At 65.6% G+C, this 23,688-nt stretch carries 17 protein-coding genes; 6 read left to right on the top strand and 11 right to left on the bottom strand.

Annotation, left to right across the window (positions count from 1 at the left end):
- Window positions 1-135 precede the first annotated feature (135 nt).
- Both E0501_RS07365 and tkt read left to right on the top strand, forming a co-directional pair.
- Window positions 136-1,107 carry a LysR family transcriptional regulator gene (locus E0501_RS07365; protein ID WP_137700655.1) on the top strand — a complete coding sequence of 324 codons (972 nt, stop codon included), beginning with the start codon at window positions 136-138 and terminating at the stop codon, window positions 1,105-1,107.
- A gap of 115 nt (window positions 1,108-1,222) precedes the next feature.
- Window positions 1,223-3,193, top strand: a complete 1,971-nt coding sequence (gene tkt / locus E0501_RS07360) for a transketolase (protein ID WP_137700654.1) — start codon at window positions 1,223-1,225, stop codon at window positions 3,191-3,193.
- Here tkt and E0501_RS07355 read toward each other — a convergent pair.
- From E0501_RS07355 to E0501_RS07345, 3 genes are read right to left on the bottom strand one after another with little or no spacing between them, the layout of a single operon-like run.
- Window positions 3,187-4,164 carry a 2-dehydropantoate 2-reductase gene (locus tag E0501_RS07355; protein ID WP_137700653.1) on the bottom strand — a complete coding sequence of 326 codons (978 nt, stop codon included), beginning with the start codon at window positions 4,162-4,164 and terminating at the stop codon, window positions 3,187-3,189. The genes tkt and E0501_RS07355 overlap by 7 nt on opposite strands.
- 19 nt (window positions 4,165-4,183) lie before the next feature.
- Window positions 4,184-5,716, bottom strand: a complete 1,533-nt coding sequence (locus tag E0501_RS07350) for an acyl--CoA ligase (RefSeq protein WP_137700652.1) — start codon at window positions 5,714-5,716, stop codon at window positions 4,184-4,186.
- 39 nt (window positions 5,717-5,755) lie between these two features.
- Window positions 5,756-7,342: a gamma-glutamyltransferase family protein gene (locus E0501_RS07345; protein ID WP_137700651.1), complete on the bottom strand. Its 1,587-nt coding sequence runs from the start codon at window positions 7,340-7,342 to the stop codon at window positions 5,756-5,758.
- A gap of 183 nt (window positions 7,343-7,525) precedes the next feature.
- Between E0501_RS07345 and E0501_RS07340 the strand changes: the two genes are divergently transcribed.
- The 4 genes from E0501_RS07340 to E0501_RS07325 all read left to right on the top strand — a co-directional run bounded on the left by E0501_RS07340 (window position 7,526) and on the right by E0501_RS07325 (window position 13,553).
- Entirely contained in the window at window positions 7,526-9,316 is a 1,791-nt protein-coding gene (locus E0501_RS07340) for a gamma-glutamyltransferase family protein (RefSeq protein ID WP_235857764.1), read from the top strand.
- Window positions 9,317-9,371: 55 nt separating this feature from the next.
- Window positions 9,372-10,331: a Gfo/Idh/MocA family protein gene (locus tag E0501_RS07335; protein ID WP_137700650.1), complete on the top strand. Its 960-nt coding sequence runs from the start codon at window positions 9,372-9,374 to the stop codon at window positions 10,329-10,331.
- Between the two features lie 94 nt (window positions 10,332-10,425).
- Window positions 10,426-12,861, top strand: a complete 2,436-nt coding sequence (locus E0501_RS07330; RefSeq protein ID WP_137700649.1) for a Lon protease family protein — start codon at window positions 10,426-10,428, stop codon at window positions 12,859-12,861.
- Entirely contained in the window at window positions 12,858-13,553 is a 696-nt protein-coding gene (locus E0501_RS07325; RefSeq protein ID WP_137700648.1) for a hypothetical protein, read from the top strand. The genes E0501_RS07330 and E0501_RS07325 overlap by 4 nt, the downstream gene beginning before the upstream one ends.
- On the opposite strand, the gene E0501_RS07320 is transcribed toward E0501_RS07325, so the two are convergent.
- The 8 genes from E0501_RS07320 to E0501_RS07285 all read right to left on the bottom strand — a co-directional run bounded on the left by E0501_RS07320 (window position 13,550) and on the right by E0501_RS07285 (window position 23,622).
- On the bottom strand, window positions 13,550-15,850 hold the full coding sequence (locus E0501_RS07320) for a molybdopterin guanine dinucleotide-containing S/N-oxide reductase (RefSeq protein WP_137700647.1): 2,301 nt from the start codon (window positions 15,848-15,850) through the stop codon (window positions 13,550-13,552). The genes E0501_RS07325 and E0501_RS07320 overlap by 4 nt on opposite strands.
- Before the next feature lie 179 nt (window positions 15,851-16,029).
- The gene (locus E0501_RS07315; RefSeq protein WP_137700646.1) at window positions 16,030-16,431 is read right to left on the bottom strand and encodes a RidA family protein; all 402 of its coding nucleotides are present in this window, start codon (window positions 16,429-16,431) and stop codon (window positions 16,030-16,032) included.
- 16 nt (window positions 16,432-16,447) lie between these two features.
- The gene (locus E0501_RS07310) at window positions 16,448-17,278 is read right to left on the bottom strand and encodes a tryptophan 2,3-dioxygenase (protein WP_137700645.1); all 831 of its coding nucleotides are present in this window, start codon (window positions 17,276-17,278) and stop codon (window positions 16,448-16,450) included.
- The gene (locus E0501_RS07305; protein ID WP_137700644.1) at window positions 17,275-18,894 is read right to left on the bottom strand and encodes an AMP-binding protein; all 1,620 of its coding nucleotides are present in this window, start codon (window positions 18,892-18,894) and stop codon (window positions 17,275-17,277) included. Before E0501_RS07305 ends, E0501_RS07310 begins: the two co-directional genes overlap by 4 nt.
- A gap of 3 nt (window positions 18,895-18,897) precedes the next feature.
- The gene (locus E0501_RS07300) at window positions 18,898-20,046 is read right to left on the bottom strand and encodes an acyl-CoA dehydrogenase family protein (protein ID WP_137700643.1); all 1,149 of its coding nucleotides are present in this window, start codon (window positions 20,044-20,046) and stop codon (window positions 18,898-18,900) included.
- Window positions 20,046-20,846: an enoyl-CoA hydratase family protein gene (locus tag E0501_RS07295; RefSeq protein ID WP_137700642.1), complete on the bottom strand. Its 801-nt coding sequence runs from the start codon at window positions 20,844-20,846 to the stop codon at window positions 20,046-20,048. The genes E0501_RS07300 and E0501_RS07295 overlap by 1 nt, the downstream gene beginning before the upstream one ends.
- Entirely contained in the window at window positions 20,846-21,325 is a 480-nt protein-coding gene (locus E0501_RS07290) for a MarR family winged helix-turn-helix transcriptional regulator (protein WP_235857763.1), read from the bottom strand. The genes E0501_RS07295 and E0501_RS07290 overlap by 1 nt, the downstream gene beginning before the upstream one ends.
- On the bottom strand, window positions 21,322-23,622 hold the full coding sequence (locus E0501_RS07285; RefSeq protein WP_137700641.1) for a bifunctional salicylyl-CoA 5-hydroxylase/oxidoreductase: 2,301 nt from the start codon (window positions 23,620-23,622) through the stop codon (window positions 21,322-21,324). The genes E0501_RS07290 and E0501_RS07285 overlap by 4 nt, the downstream gene beginning before the upstream one ends.
- Between the last annotated feature and the right edge of the window lie 66 nt (window positions 23,623-23,688).

The raw sequence follows: 23,688 nt of genomic DNA, 5'->3' as shown, positions 1-23,688 counted from the left end.
GGCAATCTGCCCCCGAGGTTCCACGCGCGCGCGCCCGGGTCAAGAAAATAGGGTAAAAGGGTTGTGAAGCCTGGCTTCACGATGCAACCATGCAGAAGCCCCGGCCAGGCGCCGGAACAAAGACAGGTAAGCCCCATGCGCGGCATCAATCTCAAGGCGACCGAGTATTTCGAGGCGGTTGCGCGGCTCGGAACGGTGACTAAGGCGGCGGCCGAGCTTGGCGTCTCTCCCTCCGCCGTCAGTCAGCAGATACGCCTCCTGGAAGGCCAGTTCGGGGTCAAGCTCTTCCGCCGCGAAAAACGCCGGCTGGTGCTCACCCTCGATGGCGACCGGCTATTCCAGACCACCACGCACGCTTTCGGCGCCCTGCGCAACGCTCGCAGCGCCATCGGCCGCCAGCGCGACATGCGCAGCCTGACGATCCGCGTCAGCCCAAGTTTCGGCGTGCGCTGGCTCGGCCCGCGCGTCGCCCGCTTTGCCGAAGGCAACCCCGACTGGGCGATCCGCATCGACGCCACACCCGATTTCACCGCCTTCGAGACCGAAGCGGTCGATTGCGATCTCCGCTACGGCCACGGCGAATGGACGGGCCTCACCGTCGAATGCCTGATGCACGATCTCGTCCTGCCGCTCTGCAGCCCGGCCTATCGCGACCGCCTCCAACAGCACAGCGATGATCCCGCCGAACAGCTGCGCGCCGCGCGGCTGATCGACAGCGTCAAGACGCTCTACCGCTGGGATCTCTGGCTCGCCGCCAACCAGATCGAGCTTTCCGATCTCGTTTATCCCTTCCGCTTCGACCGCTCCTCGATGGCCATAGAAATGGCGAAACAGTCGGGCGGGGTCGCGCTCGACAGCGCCGCGCTCTGCCTGCCCGAGCTTGAGCGGGGCGAACTCGTGCCACTTTTCCCAGCGCTTCAGGTGATCGAATTTCCCGCCTACTGGTTCGTCTGCCCGCCGCGCTACCTCAACCGCCGGATTCTGAACCGCTTCGCCAGCTGGATCAGCGAAGAAGCGCAAGCGCACGAAGCCGAGGTCCGCACGCGCCTGCAAAACCTCGGCTGCTCGTTCCTGCCGGCCCGCCCGGGCGATCCGCTGGCAAACTGAAACGGGCACGATCCTGCGGAAATCTGCATCTTCTTGTTAGCAATTCTTCAAAGGATTCGGCCGCGAAACCCGCTACCTCTGCAGCTAAGACAGGAATGACAAAGAGGCTACGGCCATGCCCGACATCCAGCAGATGGCGAACGCCATCCGGTTTCTCGCGATCGACTCCATCCTGAACGCGGGTGAAGGCCACCAGGGCGTGCCGCTCGGCATGGCCGAGATCGCGGCGACGCTCTATGCCAACCACCTCAGAGCCGATCCGGCCAACCCGCTCTGGCCCGATCGCGATCGCGTGGTGCTGTCCAACGGGCACGGCTCGATGCTGCTCTACAGCCTGCTGCACCTGTCGGGATATGAAGAACTGTCGCTCGATGCCTTGAAATCCTTCCGGCGGCTGGGCTCGGTCTGCGCTGGCCACCCCGAGATCGAACAACACGCCGGAATCGAGATCACCACCGGGCTCCTGGGGCAGGGGATTGCCTGCGCCGTCGGCATGGCCGTGGCCGAGGCACGTCTTGCCGCCGAGTTCGGTTCCGATCTGGTCGATCACCGCACCTGGGCCTTCGTCGGCGACGGCTGCCTGCAGGAAGGCGTTGGGCAGGAGGCGATCTCGCTCGCGGGCCACCTGCGCCTGGGCAAGCTCACCTTCCTCTGGGACGACAACCACATCACCGATGACGGCGACACCATCCTGTCGATCAGCGAAGACGTACCCGCGCGCTTTGTCGCGGCAGGCTGGCACGTGCAAAGCATCGACGGTCACGACATCGCCGCCATCGACGCCGCGATTGAAACGGCCAAGGCCGATCCGCGCCCCTCGCTCATTGCCTGCCGCACGACCATCGCGCGCGGCATCCCGCGCTTGCAGGGCCAGCGGGGCGGCCACAGCGCGCCGCTGACAGGACAGGACCGCGCCGATGCCGCCGCGATGCTGGGCTGGTCCAGCCCCGCCTTCGACATTCCAGCCGGCATTCGCACCGATTGGGCCGCGTTGTCGCAACGGGGCAGCGCCGCGCGGTCCGCCTGGTCCGCACGCCACGCCGCGCACCGCCACGCGGTCGAGTTCGACCGCCGCATCGCCGGCGATCTTCCGGCAACGTGGGACGAAATCGCGGCCAACCTGCGCAACACCGCCGCCGCTACTCCCCATCCGACGATCATGGCTTCGGGCGATGTCTGCGATGCACTCGCCGCCCCCATGCCCGAAAGCCTCGTGCTCTGCGCCGATCTCGAAGCGCCAACCAATCACAAGCGCAGCCGCACGGCCTTTTCCGCGCAGGACCGGGCCGGGTCCTACGTCCATTGCGGCGTGCGCGAACATGTGATGGGCGCGATGGCCTGTGGCATCGCCGCCCATGGCGGCCTGCGCCCGGTGAATGTGACCTACCTGGCCTTTGCCGATTACGAACGCCCCGCCATGCGCATGGCCGCGCTGATGGGGCTGCCCGCGCTTTTCGTTTTCAGCCACGATTCCATTGGCGTCGGTAGCAACGGGCCCACGCACCAGCCGGTGGAAATCCTGGCCAGCTACCGCGCCATGCCCAACATGCGCGTCTTTCGCCCCGCCGACGCGGTCGAAACCGCCGAGGCCTGGGAAATTGCGCTAGAAGCGCGCAACACACCCAGCCTCTTCGCGCTCTCCCGGCAGGATGCGCATCCGGTGCGCTCGGATCGGGCCGATAACTTCAGCCGCAAGGGCGCCTATGTTCTGGCCGAGGCCAGCGGCCCCCGCGTGCTCACGCTGCTGGCCACGGGCACCGAGGTCGCACTCGCCGTCGCCGCGCGCGAAGCGTTGGAGCGCGACGGCATCGCCACGGCGGTGGTATCCATGCCCTGCTGGGAGCTTTTCGACGACCAGGACGAAACCTATCGCTCAGAGGTGCTCGGCGATGCGCCGCGCATCGCGGTCGAGGCGGCAATGCAGTTCGGCTGGGAACGCTGGCTGCGCCCGGGCGACCGCTTCATCGGTATGCCCGGTTTCGGCGCGTCCGACCGCGCCGATGCGCTTTACGCCCATTTCGGCATCACGTCCGAGCGGATTGTCGAGGTGGGCCGCGCCCTCGCGGGGCAGGGCGGGGCTCAGTAAAGCCCCGCCATCTTCGCCCGCAGCCGGATCAGTGCCAGAACCGTGTCGATCGTCGGCGTTGGCGTGCCGGTCAACTCGCCCACCTCCTGAACCGAGGCTACCAGCGCGTCGATCTCCATCGGCCGCCCGGCATCCAGGTCCTGCCACATCGAGGTGCGGTGCGCCCCCACGGCCGCGCCGCCGTCGATCCGGCGTTCCACGTCGATGGGAAACTTGACGCCCAGTTTCTCGGCGATCTCCTGCGCCTCCAGCATCATGCCGCGCGCCACCGCCCGCGTGCCGGGATCGGTGCACAGCACATCCAGCGTCGCATGCGTCAGCGCCGATATCGGGTTGAACGACAGGTTGCCCCACAGCTTTACCCAGATCTCGTCGCGGATGCGCGGCCGCACCGGCGCCTTCAGCCCGGCCGCCGAAAGCGCCTTCGACAGTGCCATCGCGCGTTCTGATTTCTCGCCCGAAGGCTCGCCCAGCGAAAACCGGTTGCCCTCGATATGCTTGATCACCCCGGGCTCCACCACTTCCGCCGCCGGGTAGACGACACAGCCCAGCACCCGGTCGGGGCCAAACCCGTTCCACTGCGCATCCCCCGGATCGACCGAGGCCAGCCGCGTGCCCTCGAACGGGCCGTCCAGCTTGTGAAAATACCACCAGGGCAGCCCGTTCACCCCGCTGACGATGGTCGTGTCCGGCCCGATCAGCGGCTGCATCTTCTCCACCACCGGCGGCACCGAATGCGCCTTGAGCGTGATGATCACGTAATCCTGCGGCCCCAGCTCGGCCGGATCGTCCGAGGCGGTCACCGGCACATTGGTCCGCGTGCCGTCCTCCTCGATCAGGGTCAGCCCGTTTTCGCGCATCGCCGCCAGGTGCGGCCCCCGCGCAACCAGGCTCACATCCGTCCCGGCCTGCACCAGCTTGACCGCGATGTAACCGCCGATCGCACCGGCGCCGAATATGCAGATCTTCATGGCCTTGTCCTCCCGCCTGTCAGCCCGTCAGCCCCAGCTTCTCGGCCATGCCGATCCGCTGGATCTTGCCGGTCGCGCCCTTCGGAATTTCCTCCAGAATGATGACCGACCGCGGCACCTTGAAATCGGCCACATGTTCGGCGGCAAAGGCGCGGATCGCTTTCTCGTCCAGCGCCGATCCCTCTTTCAGCACAACCGCCGCGGCAATCTCTTCGCCCAGCTTGTCATGCGGCACGCCGAAACAGACCACTTGCGCGATCTCGGGATGGCTCAGCAGAACCGCATCCACCTCAAGCGGGCTGATCTTTTCGCCGCCCCGGTTGATGATCTCCTTCAGCCGACCGGTCAGGTTCAGGTATCCGTCCCCGTCAAACGCTCCTTGGTCGCCGGTGCGGAACCAGCGCTTGCCCTCGGCCATGAAGAACGATTCTTCGTTGGCCTTCGGGTTGCCCTCGTATCCCGGCGTCACGTTCGGCCCGCTGATCACCACTTCGCCGGTCGCGCCCGCGTCCAGCAGGCGGTCCTCGGCCTCGTCGGCGATGCGCACCTCGGGGCCGGCGGGCACGCCGACCGATCCGGGCTTCTGCGCGCGCGGCGGCAGCGGGTTACAGCACATCTGGTGGGTGGCCTCGGTCATGCCATAGGCCTCGATCACCGGCGCGCCGAAGGTCTCGACCAGCTCGTGCATCACCGGCGCCGGAAGCGAGGCCGAGGACGAGCGCAGGAAGCGCAGATTAGCGCTCTCGATGATCTCGCGGTTGCGCTCGGCACGCGCCAGGATGGCCTGGTGCATGGTCGGCACGGCGGTGTACCAGCTGGGCTTCACATCATCCAGCTGCGCGAAAAAGCGCAGCGCGTTGAACCCCGGCGTGCAGCAGATTTGCGCGCCTGCGGCCAGCGATGCGGCAACCGCCGCGATCAGCCCGTGAATGTGAAACAGCGGCATCACGTTCAGGCAGCGGTCCTCGGGCGTCAGCGCCAGCGATGTCATGATGTTATGCGCCGAGGCATGGATGTTCGATTGCATCAGCGGCACGATCTTGGGCCGCGATGTCGTCCCCGAGGTGTGCAGGATCAGCGCGATATCATCGGGTTCCGGCGCGGCGCTGTCGCAATCGCCGATCCTGCCCTCGGCGCTCAAGGTGAAACTGCCGGCCGGCGCCTCCGGATCAAACGAAAGACGCAGGATGGCGATCCCGAATTTCTGCGCGGCGGGCAGGGCAGGGCCGTCATAATCCTCGGCCACGACCAGCGCCTTGGCCTGCAGGTCCTCCAGGTAGAACTCGTATTCCTCCTGCCGGTAGGCGGGGTTCAGCGGTGCGGTGGTGGCAGCTTGCGCGATGGTGACAAAGGCCGCGGCCATTTCCGGCCCGTTGGGCAGCACGATCGCCACCCGGTCGCCGCGGCCCACGCCAAAGCCGTGCAACGTGTCGGCCACCTCGGCCGACAGGGTCCGCAATCCCCCATAGCTCAGCCAGGGCCGGTCGGGCGCGCCGATGGCGGGGGCGTTTTCGTCATGCGTGGCGATCAGGGCAGAGACGGTCGGGCTCATGTCGGGCTCCATTTATTTCGTGTTGGTCTTGGTCAAAGGTCAGACGGCATAGGCCAGCCCATCCGAACGTGGGTCATTGGCGGCTTCGATCAGGCCCGAAGGATGGCTGACAACCGCGCCGGCATGTCCCATCAGGCTGGAAAAGGCGGACACGGTTTCAACTTCGTGCCCGGCTGCGGCCAGCGCGGCACGCAGCGCCGGGTCGAAATTATCCTCCAGCTTCAGGCTGGTCGTATCATCGCCCCATGTCTTGCCCAACAGCCAGCGCGGCGCGGTCACCGCCTGCTGCAGGGGCATACCGAACTGGGCATAGCGCGAAAACACCGCCGCCTGCGTCTGCGGCTGGCCTTCGCCGCCCATCGTGCCATAGGACATCACCCGCCCGTCCTTCAGATGCGCCAGCGCCGGGTTCAACGTGTGGAAGGGCCGCTTGCCCGGGGCCAGCTGGTTCGGCCCGCCGGCCAGCGAAAAGCCCGCGCCGCGGTTCTGGAACATCACTCCGGTCTCGGGGCAGGTCAGGCCGCTGCCAAACTCCCAGAACACGCTCTGGATAAAGCTCACCACATTGCCGTACCGGTCGGCCGCGCCCATCCATATCGTATCGCCGGGCTTGGCCTCGTGCGGCCAGGGCAGGGCAGTTTTCATGTCGATGGCGGCGGCCATACGCTCCATCTCGACATCACTCAGGAACTCCTGCGCCGGCTGGCGCATGGCGCGCGCGTCGCCCAGCTCGGCATTGCGCGTGATAAAGGCCTGCTTGGTCGCCTCAATCAGCCCGTGAATGTGATCGAAACTTTCGCCCTCGCGTATGCCCAGCCGGTCGAAAACACCCAGGATCGCCAGCGATGACATGCCCTGCGTGGGCGGCCCCATGTTGTAAAGCGTGCCCAGCGACGTGCTGATCGTCAGCGGCGTTTGCTGTTCCGCGTGATAGGCTTCGAAATCCGTCAGGCGCAGCGGGCTGCCCTGCGCCTCAAGGAAGGCGGCATGCGTTTTCGCGATATCCCCACGATAGTAGCTGTCGGTCCCATCTTGACCGATGGCCGCCAGCGTAGCACCCAGTGCCGCCTGCACCAGCGCATCGCCCGGCGCGGGCGCCTGCCCGTCGCGCAGATAAAGATCGGCAAAGCCGGGCACATCGCGCAGCCCGTCGATTTTTTCCTCGGTTGTCACCGACTGGTTGCGCGTGACTGCCACGCCGCCCTTCGCCAGCGCGATCGCCGGGACCAGAAGCTCCGAAAGCGCGCGGCGCTTGGACGGATCGACCAGGGCCAGCGCCGCCTCCCAGCCGCCAACCGAGCCCGGGACGGTCAGCGCCGCCTGCGCTCCGCGCGTCGGCAGCGCGGTGACATGCCCGCGCTCGGCATACCATTCGGGCGTGGCTAGCCCGGCGGCCGGGCCGCAGGCGGAAATCGCCGCCGGTGCCTCGCCCTTGCGATGGATCAGCCAGAACCCGTCGCCGCCGATCCCCGTCATATGCGGGTAGACGACGGCAATCGCGGCCGCCGCCGCAACCATCGCCTCGATTGCCGTGCCGCCATCGTCCAGAACATCCGCGCCGATTTTCGTGGCCACGCGATGCGGCGCGGTAAAGCCGCCCGTCAGGCCCAGTGCCGTTTCGATCATTCCAAGGTCCGCCCTGTTGCGCCCCGGCGTCCTCCTCCGGGGTCGTTCGCGCCACAACAAACCGTTATCCGGCCCGATGCGCAAGCCCACTGATGAAGGCAACGGCGGCACGCGACGTTACGGCCTTCTGGGAATCGCCCGAAATCCGCCTATTCTGACCCAAACAGAGAAAACGAGGACAGCGTGAGCTTCACCACCCGCCCGGAACTGATCGGCACGTTCGGCGTTGCCACCTCGACCCACTGGATCGCCTCGGCGGTCGGCATGAAGATGCTTGAACAGGGCGGCAACGCCTTCGATGCCGCCGCGGCGATGGGCTTTGTGCTGCACGTGGTCGAGCCGCATCTGAACGGCCCGCTGGGCGACATGCCCGCGCTGTTCCGCCTTGCCGGTCAGGAGGTGCCACAGGTGCTGTGCGGGCAGGGCGTGGCACCCGCCGGCGCCACGATCGAGCATTACCGCAGCGTCGGGCTCGAGCGCATCCCCGGCGCGGGGCTTCTCGCCACCGTGGTGCCGGGCGCCTTCGATGCCTGGATGATCCTTCTGCGCGATCACGGGACGCTTTCCTTGCGCGACGTGCTGGAACCCGCGATTCACTATGCCCGCGCGGGCCACCCCGTGCTGCCGCGCGTCTCGGCCACCATCGCCGGGCTGGCCGATTTCTTCCGCGACGAATGGCCCAGCTCCGCCGCCACCTGGATGCCCGGCGGCCAGCCGCCCGCGCCGCACACGCTCTTCTGCAATCCCGACCTGGCCGACACCTGGGAGCGGCTCCTCGCCGAAGCCGAGGCTGCGACAGGCCGCGAGGCCCAGATCGAGGCGGCGCGCGCGGCCTTCTACCGCGGCTTCATCGCCGACAGCATCGACCGCTTCGTGGCCGAGGCCGAGTTGATGGACGCCGAAGGCGCCCGCCGCAAGGGGGTTCTGACAGGCGACGACATGGCCAACTGGCAGGCAACCTACGAGGCGCCACTGTCCGTCGATTACGGTGACTGGACGGTCTGGAAGGCCGGCTTCTGGTCGCAGGGGCCCAGCCTCCTGCAATCGCTGCGCATCCTCGACGGCGCAGGACTCGACACGCTCGACCCGCTGGGCGCCGAGTTCGTGCATCTCGTCACCGAGACGATGAAACTCTCCTTCGCCGACCGCGAAGCCTATTACGGCGATCCCGGTTTCTACGACATTCCCGCCGACACGCTGCTGTCGCGCGACTATGCCGCCACCCGCCGCGCGCTGATCGGACAGGCGGCCTCGCTCGATCAGCGGCCGGGCCGGATCGACGGCCTGGCGCACCTGGCCGAGGCCGCGATTGCCCGCGCCGCCGCGCAGGGCGATGCGGCGGCCGGCATCGGCAGCGGCGAGCCGACGATGGCGCACCTGGCTGAAAAACGCGGCGATACCGTGCATCTCGACGTGATCGACCGTTGGGGCAACATGATCTCGGCCACCCCCTCGGGCGGCTGGCTACAATCCTCGCCGGTGGTGCCGGGCCTCGGCATGCCGCTCAACAGCCGGGCGCAGATGTTCTGGCTCGACCCGGGCCTGCCCACCTCGCTTGCCCCGGGCCGGCGTCCGCGCACCACGCTGTCGCCCTCGATGGCCGCGCGCGGCGACGGGCGCGCGCTGGCCTTCGGCACGCCCGGCGGCGACCAGCAGGACCAGTGGCAGCTGATCTATTTCCTGCGCCTCGTGCATGGTGGAATGAACCTGCAGGAGGCGGTCGATGCGCCGCTCTTTCACACCGCGCATTTCCTGTCGTCCTTTCACCCGCGCGCGGTGCAGCCCGGCCACCTGATGATCGAACCCGCCGCAGGCCAAGCCGTCATCGACGACCTGCGCGCCCGCGGCCACAAGGTCGACGTGGCAGACCCATGGACAGTGGGCCGCCTGACCGCCGCCGCGCGTGACCCTGATGGCCTTCTGCGCGCCGCCGCCACGCCGCGGCTGATGCAGGCCTACGCCGTGGGGCGTTGACCCACGACACAACCGAACCAACGAAACCCAGAAACAGGAAAAACGGGGCAAAGACATGACCGTGAAAACAGCGATCATCGGATTGGGCATCATGGGGCGCCGGATGCTCGAACACATGGAACGGCACGAAGGCTATACGCCCACGGCGCTCTGGGATCCCGACCCGTCGGCCTGCGCCGCGGCGCAGGCAATGGCGCCCGGCGCGCAGGTGACCGACAGCGCCGAGGCGGCGATTGCCGCCGCCGACCTGGTCTACCTCTCGTGCCCGCCGGTGCCGCGCAAGGCCTATGCGCTGGCCGCCGCCACCGCCGGCAAGGCGGTGTTTCTGGAAAAACCGCTCGGCGTCGACATCGCCGAGAGCGAGGACCTGGTCGCGCGCCTTGCCGCGACCGGCGTGCCGGCCGCGGTGAACTTCACCCAGGCCGCCGGCGCCGCCATGACCGATATGGCGCAGGCCGCGCAGACCGGCGCCCTGGGCGATGTCGTCGGCGCCGATATCGTGGTCACCTACGGCGCCTGGCCGCGCGAATGGCAAAAGGCCGCCGACTGGCTGCGTTTCAAGGCCGAAGGCGGCATGACGCGCGAGGTGATCTCGCATTTCCTGTTTTTCTCCGAACGCATCCTCGGCCCGCTCTCGGTCAAATGGGCGCGCCCGTCCTATCCCGACGATCCGGCGCTTTGCGAAACCCACATGCTCGCCCGGCTCGAAGCGCAAGACGGTCGCCCGGTCACCATCATGGCCAGCGTTGGCGGGGCGCAGCCCGACCGTCAGGAACTGACGATCAAGGGCACGAAGGTCAGCCGCCGCATCACCGATTTCTATGTCGATGCCATGTCCGATGGCGGTGAATTCACCGAAGTGCGCGAACGCCCCGCTGATCCGCGCGCGGCCAGCCTGCGCGCGCAGCTCGATGACCTGCTTTTGTGCATCGCGGGCAAACCCAATCGCCTCGCAACGGTCGAGGAGGCTCTGCGCGTCCAGCGCCTTGTGGAAACGATGCTGGCGGGCGCCTAGGGCAGGGCGGGCCGCTCCCGCCCGGAGCGTTGATCAAGATCATGTCCCGGGTCCGCCCGGGGCGATAGTCTTTTGGCAAAGCGACGGAGGTGACATGCCCGAACAGGTCGAAACAGCAAAGCCGCTGCCCGCGCCGCTTTTGCGGCGCGTGGTGTCCGCCGATACCCTGCCGTTCAAACACACGGGCGAACTCGAGAGCTATGACGCGCTGATCGGCCAGGACAGGGCGATGGACGCCCTGCGGCTGGCCAGCGGCATCGGGCATCATGATTTCAACCTGTTCGTTCTGGGCGATCCCGGCATGGGGCGGCACTGGGCCGTGCGCCGGCTGCTCGATGAACAGGCAGCCACCCGCGACGGGCCGGATGACTGGGTCTACGTCAACAATTTCGATACGCCCGAGAAACCGCGCTGCCTGCGCCTGCCGCCGGGCACGGCGCTGCGCCTGAAACACGCGATGCAGGATGTGGTCGATGATCTCGCCACCGACATCCCGGCCTTTTTCGAATCCGACGAATACCAGTCCCAGCGCCGCGCCATCGAAGAGGATTACGGCGCCCAGCAGGAACAGGCGATGGCCGAGTTCACCGAGAAAGCCTCGTCCGAGGATGTCGCGCTGGTGCGGACGCCGATGGGCTACATGCTGGCTGCCATGCGCGAGGGCAAGGTCATCAAGCCCGACCAGTACCGTGTCCTGAAGCAGGAGGAAAAAGACGCAATCGACGAAAAGATCGCCCGCCTGCAGGAAGAGCTTGCCACCGTGCTGCGCAACGGCCCCAAGCTTGAACGCCAAAGCCGCAAGGAGGTGGAAGAGCTCAACGCCCGCACAGCCGAGCGGGTGGTCTCGACCCGGATTTCCGAGCTTGAGGCCGAGTTCGACGGCGTCGATGTCGTTACCGCCTACCTCGCCGAGGTGGGCAAGGACATGGTTGCCAACGCCTCGCTGTTTCTCGGGGCGGCGATGCGGCGCGAAGAGGGGCCGTTCCCCGAGGTCGCCGGCAAGCAGCATGAAAACCGCCTGTTCGACCGATATGTCGTCAACGTCATGGTCGCCCGCGACAATGGCGCCGGCGCCCCGGTGGTCAAGGAAGACCTGCCGACCCATGACCATCTGACAGGCCGGGTCGAGCATGTCTCGGAAATGGGCGCGCTGATCACCAACTTCACCATGATCCGCCCCGGCGCGCTGCATCGCGCCAATGGCGGCTACCTGATCCTTGATGCCCGCCGCCTTCTGGCCGAACCCTATGCCTGGGACGCGCTCAAACGCTGCCTCAAGGCGCGCGAGATCGCGATCACCTCGATCGCTGAACGTCTCAGCCTGATGTCGACCGTTTCGCTCGAACCCGATCCCATCCCGCTCGATGTGCGGGTCATCCTGATCGGCGACCGGTTGCTGCACGCGCTGCTGGTCGCGCTCGATCCCGATTTCGGCGACCTGTTCAAGCTGCAGGCTGATTTCGAAACCACGATCGAGTTCACCGATGACACCGCCACGCTCTTTGCCCGCGTGATCGCGTCTTTTGCCCAGCGCGAAGGCCTGAAGCCCGTGGCTGCGCCTGCGGTCGCACGCCTGCTCGAACAGGCCCTGCGTGAGGCCGAGGACTCCCGGAAATTGTCGCTGCGCATCGGCATTCTGGGCGACATCCTGCGCGAGGCGGATCACTATGCCGCTGAGAATGGCGGCGAAGCCATCGAGGTCGCGGATGTGGATCGCGCGATCCACGAACGCGACCGCCGCAGCGCCCGCGTCAAAGACCGCCTGCAAGAGGCCGTCGCCCGCGAAACCATCCTGATCGACACCGCGGGGCAGAAAACCGGCCAGATCAACGGGCTCTCGGTGATCCCGATGGGCGACTACCGCTTCGGCCGCGCCTCGCGCATCACCGCCCGCGTGCGCATGGGCGCGGGCAAGCTCGTCGACATCGAGCGCGAGGTCGAACTGGGCGGACCGCTCCACTCCAAGGGCGTGATGATCCTCTCGGGTTATCTCACCTCGACTTTCGCGCTCGACCTGCCGTTCTCGCTCCACGCCAGCCTCGTCTTCGAACAAAGCTATGGCGGCGTCGATGGTGACAGCGCCTCCTCGGCCGAACTTTACGCGATCCTCTCGGCGCTCGCCGATCTGCCCATCGATCAGGGGCTCGCCGTCACCGGCTCGGTCAACCAGTTGGGCGAAGTGCAGGCCATCGGCGGTGTCAACGAAAAGATCGAGGGGTTTTTCGACACCTGCCTGCAAAAGGGTCTCACCGGAACCCAGGGCGTGCTGATCCCGAAGGCCAATGTCGAGCACCTTATGCTGAACCGCGACGTGGTCGAGGCCGTCGCGGCGGGCAGGTTCCGCGTGATCCCCGTGGCCACGATCGACGAAGGGATCGCCCTGCTTACCGGCAGGCCGGCGGGCCAGCGTGACGCCGATGGCGCCTTTCCCGCCGACAGCGTCAATGCCCGGGTCGAGGCGCGTTTGCGGAGCTTCGCCGAACAGCGCCGCGCCTTTGGGCGTGATCTGAACGCGGGGGCGAAGAAATGACGGCTCGGGCGCTCGCCAAACGGCGCGTGCTGGTGGGCGCGGGATCACTTGCGGATGCGCGCGCCGCGCTGGCGCTGGCCGGCCCGCTGTCCGAGCTCATGCCGGCCGATCTGGGCGGTGTTTTCCTCGAAGAAGAACTCTTCGCCGAACTTGACGAGGGCCCGTATTCCGCCTTCGTTTCGGTCTGGGGCACGGTTCAGGCCTCGCCCGCGCGTCTGCGCGCCGTGCTGGAGAGCGAGGGCAAGGCCTTCCGCAAGGCGCTTGGCGAGTTGACCGGCGCGGCCGAGGCGGACCTGTCGTTCCGGCGCCACCGGGGCGAGCACGTGGCCTCGCTCTGCACGCTGGCCCGCGGCTGGGATATCGTCGTGCTGGGCTACGCGGCTCCGCGGCCGGCCCGGCTCGTGATCATCCAGATCGGCGCCCCCGGTCCGAGCGCGGGCGACGGCCCCGGTCTGGCTGACATCCTCGCCAAACGGATGGGGGCGCAAATCCTGACCGCGCCGGATGGCGACGAAGCAACGCTCCTGCGCTGGCTCAACCGGACGCGCGCGATGGCGGTCGTTCTCGATATGCGCCACGGCCCGATCCGTGATCAGGCGCAATTGCGCCGTCTGGTCGATGCGGCGCGCTGCCCAGTTCTGATCACCGGCGCGGATACCGCGCAGGGCACAGGCGAAAGCCCGGCCAGCTAGGCCCGTTTCTCGATCATCGGCGGGCGCGTGATTTTCAACGCGGGCACATCCGCCGCCGCCTCGACCTCGACCAGGCAGGAATGCGCGATCGGCCCCTGGGCCAGACGCGATGTGCCCTTGTCCGGGGTTAGCGCGTTGGGATTACCGTGCAGACAGGTTTCGCCGTCGGGGTCGTACCACGCGCCGGTCGCCATCTGGATCACGCCCGGGCGGATGTCTTCGCTGATGCGCAACCCGGCAAAACAGGCGCCACGCCCGTTGAAGATCCGCACGATCTGGCCGTCGCTCAATCCCCGCGCGGCGGCATCCTCGGGATGCATCAAGAGCGGCTCGCGGCCCTGCACGCGGTCGGCCCGGCTCACCTTGCCGTGGTCGATCTGGCTGTGCAGCTTGGTCTTGGGCTGGTTCGAAATCATGTGCAGCGGCGCGGCACGCGTGGCTCCGCCCAGCCATTCCAGCGGTTCGATCCACGCCGGGTGGCCCGGGCAATCGTCATAGCCGAACCCGGCAATCGTTTCCGAGAATATCTCGATCTTTCCGCTCGGCGTCTTCAGCGGCCGCCCCTCCGGATCGTCGCGAAAGGCCTTCATCATCACCGTGGGTTCGTCGGGCTCTGGCACCCGGTGCCAGCCCGCCTCGCGCAGTTCCTCGAACCCGGGCAGCTCCACACCACCCCGCGCGGCGGCCTGCCGCGACACGTCATAAAGCCACCGCTGCCAGTCCTCGGGGCTGCGCCCTTCGGTAAAGGCCTCTTCCACACCCATCCGCGCCGCGATCCCGCGGAAAATCTCGTGATCGTCGCGTGCCTCGCCCACGGGCTCCATCACCTTGTCCATCATCGTCAGGTAAGGGTCCTTGGGCGACATCGCGGTATCGCTGCGCTCAAGCGGCGTGGTGCAGGGCAGCACGATATCGGCATGCCGCGCCAGCGCGTTCCAGCACCATTCATTGGCGATGATCGTCTCGGGCTTGGCCCAGGCCTTGCGCATCCGGTTCAGGTCCTGGTGATGGTGAAACGGGTTGCCGCCCGCCCACCAGACCAGCCGGATATCGGGATAAGTCAGGCGCCGGCCGTTATAGTCCACCTCGCCGCCGGGATTCTCCAGCATGTCGGTGATCCGCGCCACGGGGATGTAATCACGCACCGGGTTCTGGCCCTGCGGAAAGGCGGCATAGGGCACCTGTCGGCGGTTCAGCCCGGTGTGGTTCATCGCCGAATAGCCGAAGCCCACACCGCCGCCCGGCAGGCCGATCTGGCCCAGCATCGCCGCCAGCGCGATGCCGGCCCAATAGGGCTGCTCGCCATGGTCCTGCCGCGTCAGCGCATAAGCGACCGAGATCATCGTGCGCCCCTTGGCCATCCGGCGGGCCAGGTCGCGGATCGTGTCGGCGGGGATCTCGGTGATCTCCGCCGCCCAGTCGGCGGATTTGGCCACACCGTCGCTCTCGCCGGTCAGGTAAGCCGCCCAGCGGTCGAACCCGACGGTGTAACGCTCCAGGAACGCCCGGTCATGCAGACCCTCGCTCAGGATCGTGTGCGCCAGCCCCAGCATCAGCGCCGCGTCGGTCGAGGGCCGCAGCGCCAGCCATTCCGCCCCGACCTCGTCCAGCACGTCGGACCGCAGGGGAGAGACATTGACGAACCGCGTGCCGACCGCATGCGCGGCCAGAAGGCCCGCCTTCTGCACATGCGCGCCGGTGCCGCCCTGGGTGATCTGCCCGTTCTTCAGGGGCACGCCGCCAAACGCCACGAACAGGTCGCAGGCCTCGGCGATCGACTCCCACGCCGTCATCCGGTCCAAGAAGGCGCGGAAATCGCCCAGCACATGCGGCACCACCACCTCGGCCGCGGCGAAACTGTAGGTGTTCACCGATTTGGTATAGCCGCCGATGCAATTAAGGAAACGTTTCAGCTGCCCCTGCGCATGGTGAAACCGCCCGGCGCTGGCCCAACCATAGGATCCAGCGTAAATCGCGCTGTTGCCGTGGGTCTTGCGCACGCGCTCCAGTTCATCCGCGATCAGCTGGTTTACCTCGTCCCAACTCACCTCGACAAAGGGATCCTCGCCGCGCCGCTCTCCATGCGCGCCGGGGCCATGTTCCAGCCAGCTTTTGCGCACATGCGGCGCGGTGATGCGCAGCGGATCATCCAGCACGCCGATGATGTTCTGCCCGATGGGCGAGGGGTCGGGATCGGCCTCGAACGGCTCCAGCCCACTGACCCGCCCGTCTTCGATGTCTACCCAGTAGGTGCCCCAATGGCTGTTGGTGATCGGCTTGCGGTCAAGGTCTTTCATCTCTCGCCCCCGGTTCAGCGTGACCGCACCATGGTGGCGCGCGTCCGTCCGTCACGCAAGCCCTCCCGTGGTGCCGCATTAACCGATTTTTCGTGGCGTTAATCTCTTGCCGTGGCCCGAAAGGGGGGTGCACGGGTTGTGCACGTCCTGTGCACGCGTTGTGCCGCCCGTTTTCGGCGTTAACCTTTCGCGATATAGGCCGTCGCCTCGATCTCCAGCAGCGCCTCGTCCTCGACCAGGTCCCGCACCACCAGCAGCGACATCGCCGGGAAATGCCGCCCGAAGACGCGGCGGTATGCGTCGCCCACCTCGCGCTGATGCGCCAGGTATTCGGCCTTGTCCTTCACGTACCAGGTCAACCGCCCGATATCGCTTACCTCACCGCCTGCGGCACGGACGATTGTGGAAATGTTCTCAAGGGTTTGCTCCATCTGGCCAACGAAGTCGTGGCGCTCGAACACCTTCTGCGCGTTCCAGCCGATCTGGCCCGCGACATGCAGCGTGCCATCCGCCATCAGCATCCCGTTGGCATATCCCAGCGCCGGGGCCCAGCCCTCCGGTTGGATCGTTTTGCCCGCCATTCGCCCGTCTCCTTTCCTACAACTCGCCGCGCAGGTGCCAAAGCTCCGGGAAGAGCTCCACATCCAGCATCCTGCGCAAATACCGCACCCCCGTCGTCCCCCCGGTCCCCCGCTTGAACCCGATGACGCGCTCTACGGTGGTCAGATGGTTGAACCGCCAGCGGCGGAAATAGTCTTCGAGATCAACCAGTTTCTCAGCCAACTCGTAAAGCGACCAATGCGTTTCGCTGTCCTCGTAGACGATCTTCCAGCGGGCCTGGATCTCGGGTTGCGCGCTGTGCGGCGCATCAAGCTGCGGGGCAGGGGGCGTGCCGCCGCCGGTGCCTTCGAACAGCTGCACGACCACCTCGTCGTAGAAACTCGGCTGGGCAAATTCGGCCTCCAGGTGCTTTTTCACCTCGGGAACGTGCGCATGCGGCTTCAGCATGTTCGGGTTTCGATTGCCCAGCACGTATTCGATCATCCGGTACTGCCATGACTGGAATCCCGACGAAGGCCCCAAGGCCTCCCGGAACCGGGTATAATCGGCCGGCGTCATCGTGCGCAAAACGTCCCAGGCACTGTTCAGCTGCTCGAAAATCCGGCTGACCCGGGCCAACATCTTGAACATCTGCGGAAATTCACTGGATTTCAGAGCATTGCGCGCCGCTGTTAATTCATGAATCGCCAGCTTCATCCACAGTTCGCTGGTCTGGTGCTGGATGATGAACAGCATCTCGTCATGCGCATCGCTCATCGGATGCTGCTGGTCCAGCATCGCTTCCAGATGCAGGTAGTCGCCATAGGACATCGCGCCGTCAAAGCTCAGTCTGGCGCCCTCGCGCCCGGGATCATAGGCGCTGCTCATTTGTCTCTCCTCAGGCGAAAGCGCTGGATTTTCCCGGTCTCGGTCTTGGGCAGGGCATCGGCGAAAACGATTGAGCGCGGGTATTTATAGGGCGCAATCGACGCTTTCACGTGATCCTGCAACGCCTTGGCAAGCCCCTCACCGGGCGTTGCGCCTTCGGCCAGCACCACATGCGCTTCGACGATTGCGCCGCGGGCCTCATCCGGCACGCCGATCACCGCGCATTCGGCCACGGCGTCATGAGCCAGCAGCGCAGCTTCCACCTCGGGCCCGGCGATGTTGTAGCCTGCCGACAGGATCATGTCGTCGTTGCGCGCGGCGAAGTGGAAATAACCGTCTTTGTCCATCGAAAATGCATCGCCGGTGATGTTCCAGCCGTTCTGCACGTATTCCGCCTGCCGTTCCCCGCGCAGATAGCGGCACCCTGTCGGCCCGCGCACTGCCAGCCGTCCAACCTCGCCTGGGGGCAGGTCATGGCCATCCTCGCCGACGATCTTGGCTTCATACCCGCTCACCGGTTTTCCGGTGCAGGCGGGGCGGTGGTCTTCAAAGCGGTTGGTAATGAAGATATGCAGCATTTCCGTCGCGCCGATCCCGTCCAGCATCGGCTTGCCGGTCTTTTCCATCCAACTGTTATAGACCGGTGCGGGCAGTGTCTCGCCCGCGCTGACGGCGGCACGCAGCGACGACAGATCGGCGCCTTCCTCCATCGCGGTCAGCATGGCGCGATAGGCGGTCGGTGCGGTGAAACACACCGTCGCGCGGTATTTCTCGATGATCTCGATCATGTTGGGCGGCGTGGCTTGTTCCAGCAGCGTCGCCGCCGCGCCAAAGCGCAGCGGAAAGATCGCCAGGCCGCCAAGCCCGAAGGTAAACGCCAGCGGCGGCGAGCCCACGAAAACATCCGCGGGCCGCACATCCAGAACCTCGCGCGCATAGCCATCGGCGATGATCAGCAGGTCGCGGTGGAAATGTATCGTGCCCTTTGGCTCTCCGGTCGAGCCCGAGGTGAACCCGATCAGGGCCACGTCGTCCTGCGCTGTGTCGACCGCATCGAACTGCACGGGTTTTTCCAGGGCAAGCCGGTCCAACTCGGCATCGTGGTTCGAGGTGCCATCGAACCCCACCACCGTTTTCAGGAAACTCGACTTCTTGGCGCAGACCGTCATCTCGTCCATCAGCCGCGTATCGCAAAGCGCGTGGGTGATCTCGGCCTTGTCGACATATTTGGCCAATTCGCCCGCGCGCAGCATCGGCATTGTGTTCACTACCACCGCGCCGGCCTTGGTCGCGGCCAGCCAGCAAGCCACCATCGCCGGGTTGTTGGCTGATCGGATAAGCACGCGATTTCCGGGCCTTACACCCAAGTCTTCGACCAGCGCGTGGGCCAGACGGTTGGTCCAATCCGTCAATTCCTTGTAAGTGCGCCGCCGTCCATTGCCAATCAGCGCCGTGTTGTCTCCAAACCCTTTTGCGACCATCGCATCGGTCAGCTCGACAGCCGCGTTCAGCCGGTCGGGATAGTCGAACCCGTCCAACAGCAGATCGGGCCAGGTTTCCGGCGGGGGCAGGTTATCCCGCGCGAAACTGTCTTCATGGGCCGATGGTCGCAACATCCCTTATCCTCCGTGAAGCTGGCCCAGCGTCTGGCGCGCGATTACTACGCGTTGCACGTCCGAGGCTCCTTCGTAGATGCGCAGGGCCCGTATCTCGCGGTAAAGCTTCTCGACGGCCTCACCCGATTTTACGCCGTCGCCGCCATGCAGTTGCACGGCACGGTCGATGACGTCCTGCGCGTGATCGGTGGCGAAAAGCTTCGCCATTGCCGCCTCGCGGGTAACCCTTGGCGCGCCTGCATCCTTGGTCCAGGCGGCCCGGTAAACCAGCAGGGCGGCTGCATCCACATCAACCGCCATGTCCGCGATATGGCCCTGCACCATCTGTAAATCCGCGAGCGGCGCGCCCTGCACCTGCCGTGTGGTGACCCGCGCCACCGCCTCGTCCAGCGCGCGGCGGGCAAAGCCGAGCGCCGCCGCCGCGACCGTCGATCGAAAGACATCCAGAACAGACATGGCAATCCGGAATCCCGCGCCGGGGTCCCCGATCATGGCGCTGGCCGGTATACGGCAATCGGTGAACCGCAGCGTCGCCAGTGGATGGGGGGCGATGGTATCCAGCCGCTCGACCACCTCGAATCCAGGCAACCCGGTGGGCACGACAAAAGCCGACAACCCTTTCGCACCGGGTGCCTCGCCAGTACGGGCGAACAGCGTGTAGACATCGGCGATGCCACCATTGGATATCCACGTCTTTTCACCGTTCAGAACATAATCATTGCCGTCGGATGTGGCCGTCATCGTCGAACTGGCCACGTCCGAACCCGATTGCGGCTCGGTCAGGGCAAAGGCCGATATCGCTTTGCCGGCGCGCGTCTGCGGCAGCCATTCGGCCTTTTGCGCATCCGTTCCGAACAGCGAAATTGCCCCGGTGCCCAGCCCCTGCATGGCAAAGGCGAAATCGGCCAGCCCGTCATGGCACGCCAGCGTCTCGCGGATCAGGCACAGGCTGCGCACATCGAGTTTTCCGTCCTCGGCGCCCGAATGTTTCAGGGTCCCGGCATCCCCCAGGGCCGTCACAAGCGCCCGGCAGGCCGCATCCGTATCCGAGTGAGCGATGGCGAGGCCCGCGGCAAAGGTTTCAAGCTCCTCGGCCAACGCCCGATGTCGATCCTCGAAAAAGGGCCAGTGAAGGAAGCTCTTGTCCGCCATCAGTCGCCCTCGAACACCGGTTTTTCCTTGGCGACAAAGGCATGATAGGCGCGGTGGAAATCCTGCCCCTGCATGCAGATCGCCTGGGCCTGCGCCTCGGCCTCGATCGCCATCTCAAGGCTCATCGACCATTCCTGCGCCAGCATCGTCTTGGTCATCATATGCGCGAAATTGGGGCCTTCCGCGATCCGTGTCGCCATTGCCTGCGCCTCGTTCATCAGGTCATCGGTCTCGGCCAGACGGCTGAAAAAGCCCCAGTCCACGCCTTCCTGCGCGCTCATCGCCCGCCCGGTATACAGCAGCTCGGCCGCGCGCGACTGACCGATGATCCGCGGCAGGATCGCGCAGGCGCCCATGTCACAGCCCGCAAGGCCCACACGGGTGAACAGGAATGCCGTCTTCGCTTGAGGCGTGGCGATCCGCATGTCCGATGCCATCGCGATGATCGCGCCTGCGCCCGCGCACACGCCATCGACCGCGGCGATGATCGGCTTGCCGCAATTGATCATCGCCTTCACCAGGTCGCCGGTCATCCGGGTAAAGCGCAGCAACTCCTTCATGTTCATTTTGGTCAGCGGCCCGATGATTTCATGCACATCCCCGCCCGAGCTGAAATTGCCACCCGTCGGGGCAAAGATCACCGCTTTGACCTCGTCATCGTAATGCAGATCACGGAACCAGTCGCGCAGCTCCGCATAGCTGTCGAAGGTCAGCGGGTTTTTCCGTTCCGGCCGGTTCAGGGCAATTGTCGCCACGCCGCCGTCAATCTCGCATTGAAAATGGGTCACGTCTCTTTGCATCAGTCTTGTTCCTCCAGGGTTTCGCCCAGGTGATCGAGGCGCAGGATCATCCCCTCGATGTCGTCTTCGTTCAGTCCACCCAGCATTTCGTCGATCCAGCTTTCATGCCGCGTGGCCTGGTCGGCAAAGACCGCACGGCCCTTTTCGGTCAGCCGCACCAGATGCGCCCGCCGGTCGCCCGGAACGGCCACGCGCAGCGCCAGCCCTTCCTCGGTCAGCTTGTCGACGATGCCGGTGATGTTGCCGTTCGAAACCCGCAGCCTCTGGCTGATCTCGCTCATCTTCAGGCCGTCTTGCGCGCGATAGAGCGCCGACATCACGTCGAACCGTGGCAGGGTCGAATTGCATTCGTTGCGCAGCTTCCTGCGAATATTGCTCTCGATCTGGCTCGACGCTTTCAAAAGCTTCAGCCACAGCCTCAGCCGGGCCTTCGATAGCGGTTCGTGAACCTGTCTCTCGCGCTGCATCATCTCGCTCATACCTTGGTCACCATTTCTGCGTCTCGGTCTGCCAGCCGCCACAGCTGATCGCGGCCCGCGAGGTAGGGCAGGGGCCAATCGCCCGCCTGCCGGTCGCCGATTTTGGCAGCCTCGTGGAGGGTCCAGTAGGGATCCGAGAGGTGCGGCCGCCCTACCGCCACCAGATCGGCGCGCCCGGCCATCAGGATCGAATTGGCATGATCGGCTTCGTAGATGTTGCCGACGGCCATGGTGCAGATCCCGGCCTCGTTGCGGATGCGGTCCGAGAACGGGGTTTGGAACATCCGTCCATATACGGGTTTCGCGTCGATACTGGTCTGGCCGGCGGAGACGTCGATGATATCGGCGCCCGCCTCTGAAAACATCCGTGCGATCTTCACCGCGTCCTCGGGTGTCACCCCGTCATCGCCCACCCAGTCATTCGCGCTGATCCGCACACTCATCGGCTTTTCCGCGGGCCAAACCGCCCGCATCGCCTCGAATACCTCCAGCGGATAACGCATGCGGTTCTCCAGTTTGCCGCCATAGCCGTCGGTGCGAAGGTTCGATACCGGCGAGATGAAAGACGACAGAAGATAGCCATGCGCGGCGTGCAGCTCGATCATGTCAAAGCCCGCACGCTCCGCCATCCGGGCCGCCGCCACGAACTGATCGCGCACCATATCCATCTCTTCGCGGGTGATTTCGCGCGGTGTGGCGTTGCGCGGCGACCAGGCAATCGCCGAGGCCGAAACCAGATTCCAGTTGTCAGAGGGCAGGGGGGCGTCCATCTCTTCCCAGCCCAGCCGGGTCGATCCCTTGCGCCCCGAATGTCCGATCTGGCAACAGATTTTCGCATCGGTTTCGGAATGGACGAATTCGGTCAGGCGCGTCCATGCGGCTTCGTGCTCTGGTGCGTAAAGCCCGGGACAGCCCGGTGTGATCCGGCCCTCCGCGCTGACGCAGGTCATCTCTGTATAGACCAGCCCGGCACCGCCCTTGGCGCGTTCGCCGTAATGCACCAGGTGCCAATCGGTCGGGCAGCCCTCAACCGCCTTGTATTGCGCCATGGGTGACACGACGATCCGGTTTTTCAAGGCCATGTTGCGCAGTTTGAACGGCGCGAACATCGGCGCGCGCACAGCTGCCTCTTTCGGCGCCCCCGCCTGATCCATGAACCAGCGTTCCGCGCTCTCCAGCCACGCAGGATCGCGCAGGCGCAGGTTTTCATGTGAAATTCGCTGCGACCGTGTCAGCAGGGAATAGTTGAACTGAACCGGATCGAGATCGAGGTAGCGCTCGACCTCTTCGAACCACTCAAGGCTGTTGCGCGCCGCGGATTGCAGCCGTAGCACCTCCAGTCGGCGCTCATCCTGGTACCGCTGGAACGCAGCCTTTAGCGTGGGCTCGGAGTGCAGGTAGTCGGCCAGCGCGATTGCGCTGTCGCAGGCCAGCCGCGTGCCTGAGCCGATCGAGAAATGCGCCGTGGCCGAAGCATCGCCAAGCAGCACGACGTTTTCGTGGTACCAGCGTTCGCACAGAACGCGGGGAAAGTTGATCCAGACCGCTGCACCCCGCAGATGCGCCGCGTTCGACATCAGACTGTGACCGCCCAGATGCGCGGCAAAGACATCTTCGCATGTCGTGACGATCTCTTCCTTGCTCATGTCCTGGAAACCGAAATTCGCCCAAGTCTCTTCGCTGCATTCGACGATGAACGTCGCCGTGTCCGCATCGAACTGGTAGACATGCGCCCAGATCCATCCGTGCTCGGTTTTCTCGAAGATGAAAGTGAACGCATCGTCGAATTTCTGATGCGTGCCCAGCCAGACGAACTTGCACTTGCGCAGCTCGACATTGGGCCGGAACACCTCGGCATACTCCGCTCGTACCCGCGAATTGATGCCGTCGCACCCAACGACCAGGTCATATTCCTTGTGGTAGTTCTCTGCGCTTTCGAACTCGGTCTCGAACCGAAGCTCGACACCCAGTTCGCGGGCGCGTTCCTGCAGCAGGGTCAAAAGCTGCTTGCGCCCGATCCCGGCAAATCCGTGCCCGCCCGATACGGTGCGCTGGCCCTTGTGAATCACGGCGATATCGTCCCAATAGGCGAAATGATCACGGATGGCCCTGGCGCTCTTGGGGTCGTTTGCCTCCAGCTGGTCCAGCGCGTCATCCGACAGCACCACGCCCCAGCCAAACGTGTCGTTGGCGCGGTTGCGTTCGATCACGACGACATCGTGGGCCGGATCGCGCAGTTTCATGGATATCGCGAAGTAGAGGCCGGCGGGACCCCCTCCAAGGCATGCAATCCGCATCCTGTCCTCCCATGATTCGGCGGGGTGCTTTGCGCCCCTTTTCTGAAAGCGTAACCTCGGCCAGCA

Origin of the sequence: Marimonas lutisalis, from assembly GCF_005434965.1 — a bacterium.
Taxonomy (GTDB): Bacteria; Pseudomonadota; Alphaproteobacteria; order Rhodobacterales; family Rhodobacteraceae; genus Marimonas_A; species Marimonas_A lutisalis.
Note: the sequence above shows the minus strand (reverse complement) of the source record. Positions and strands in the feature narration are given on the sequence as shown.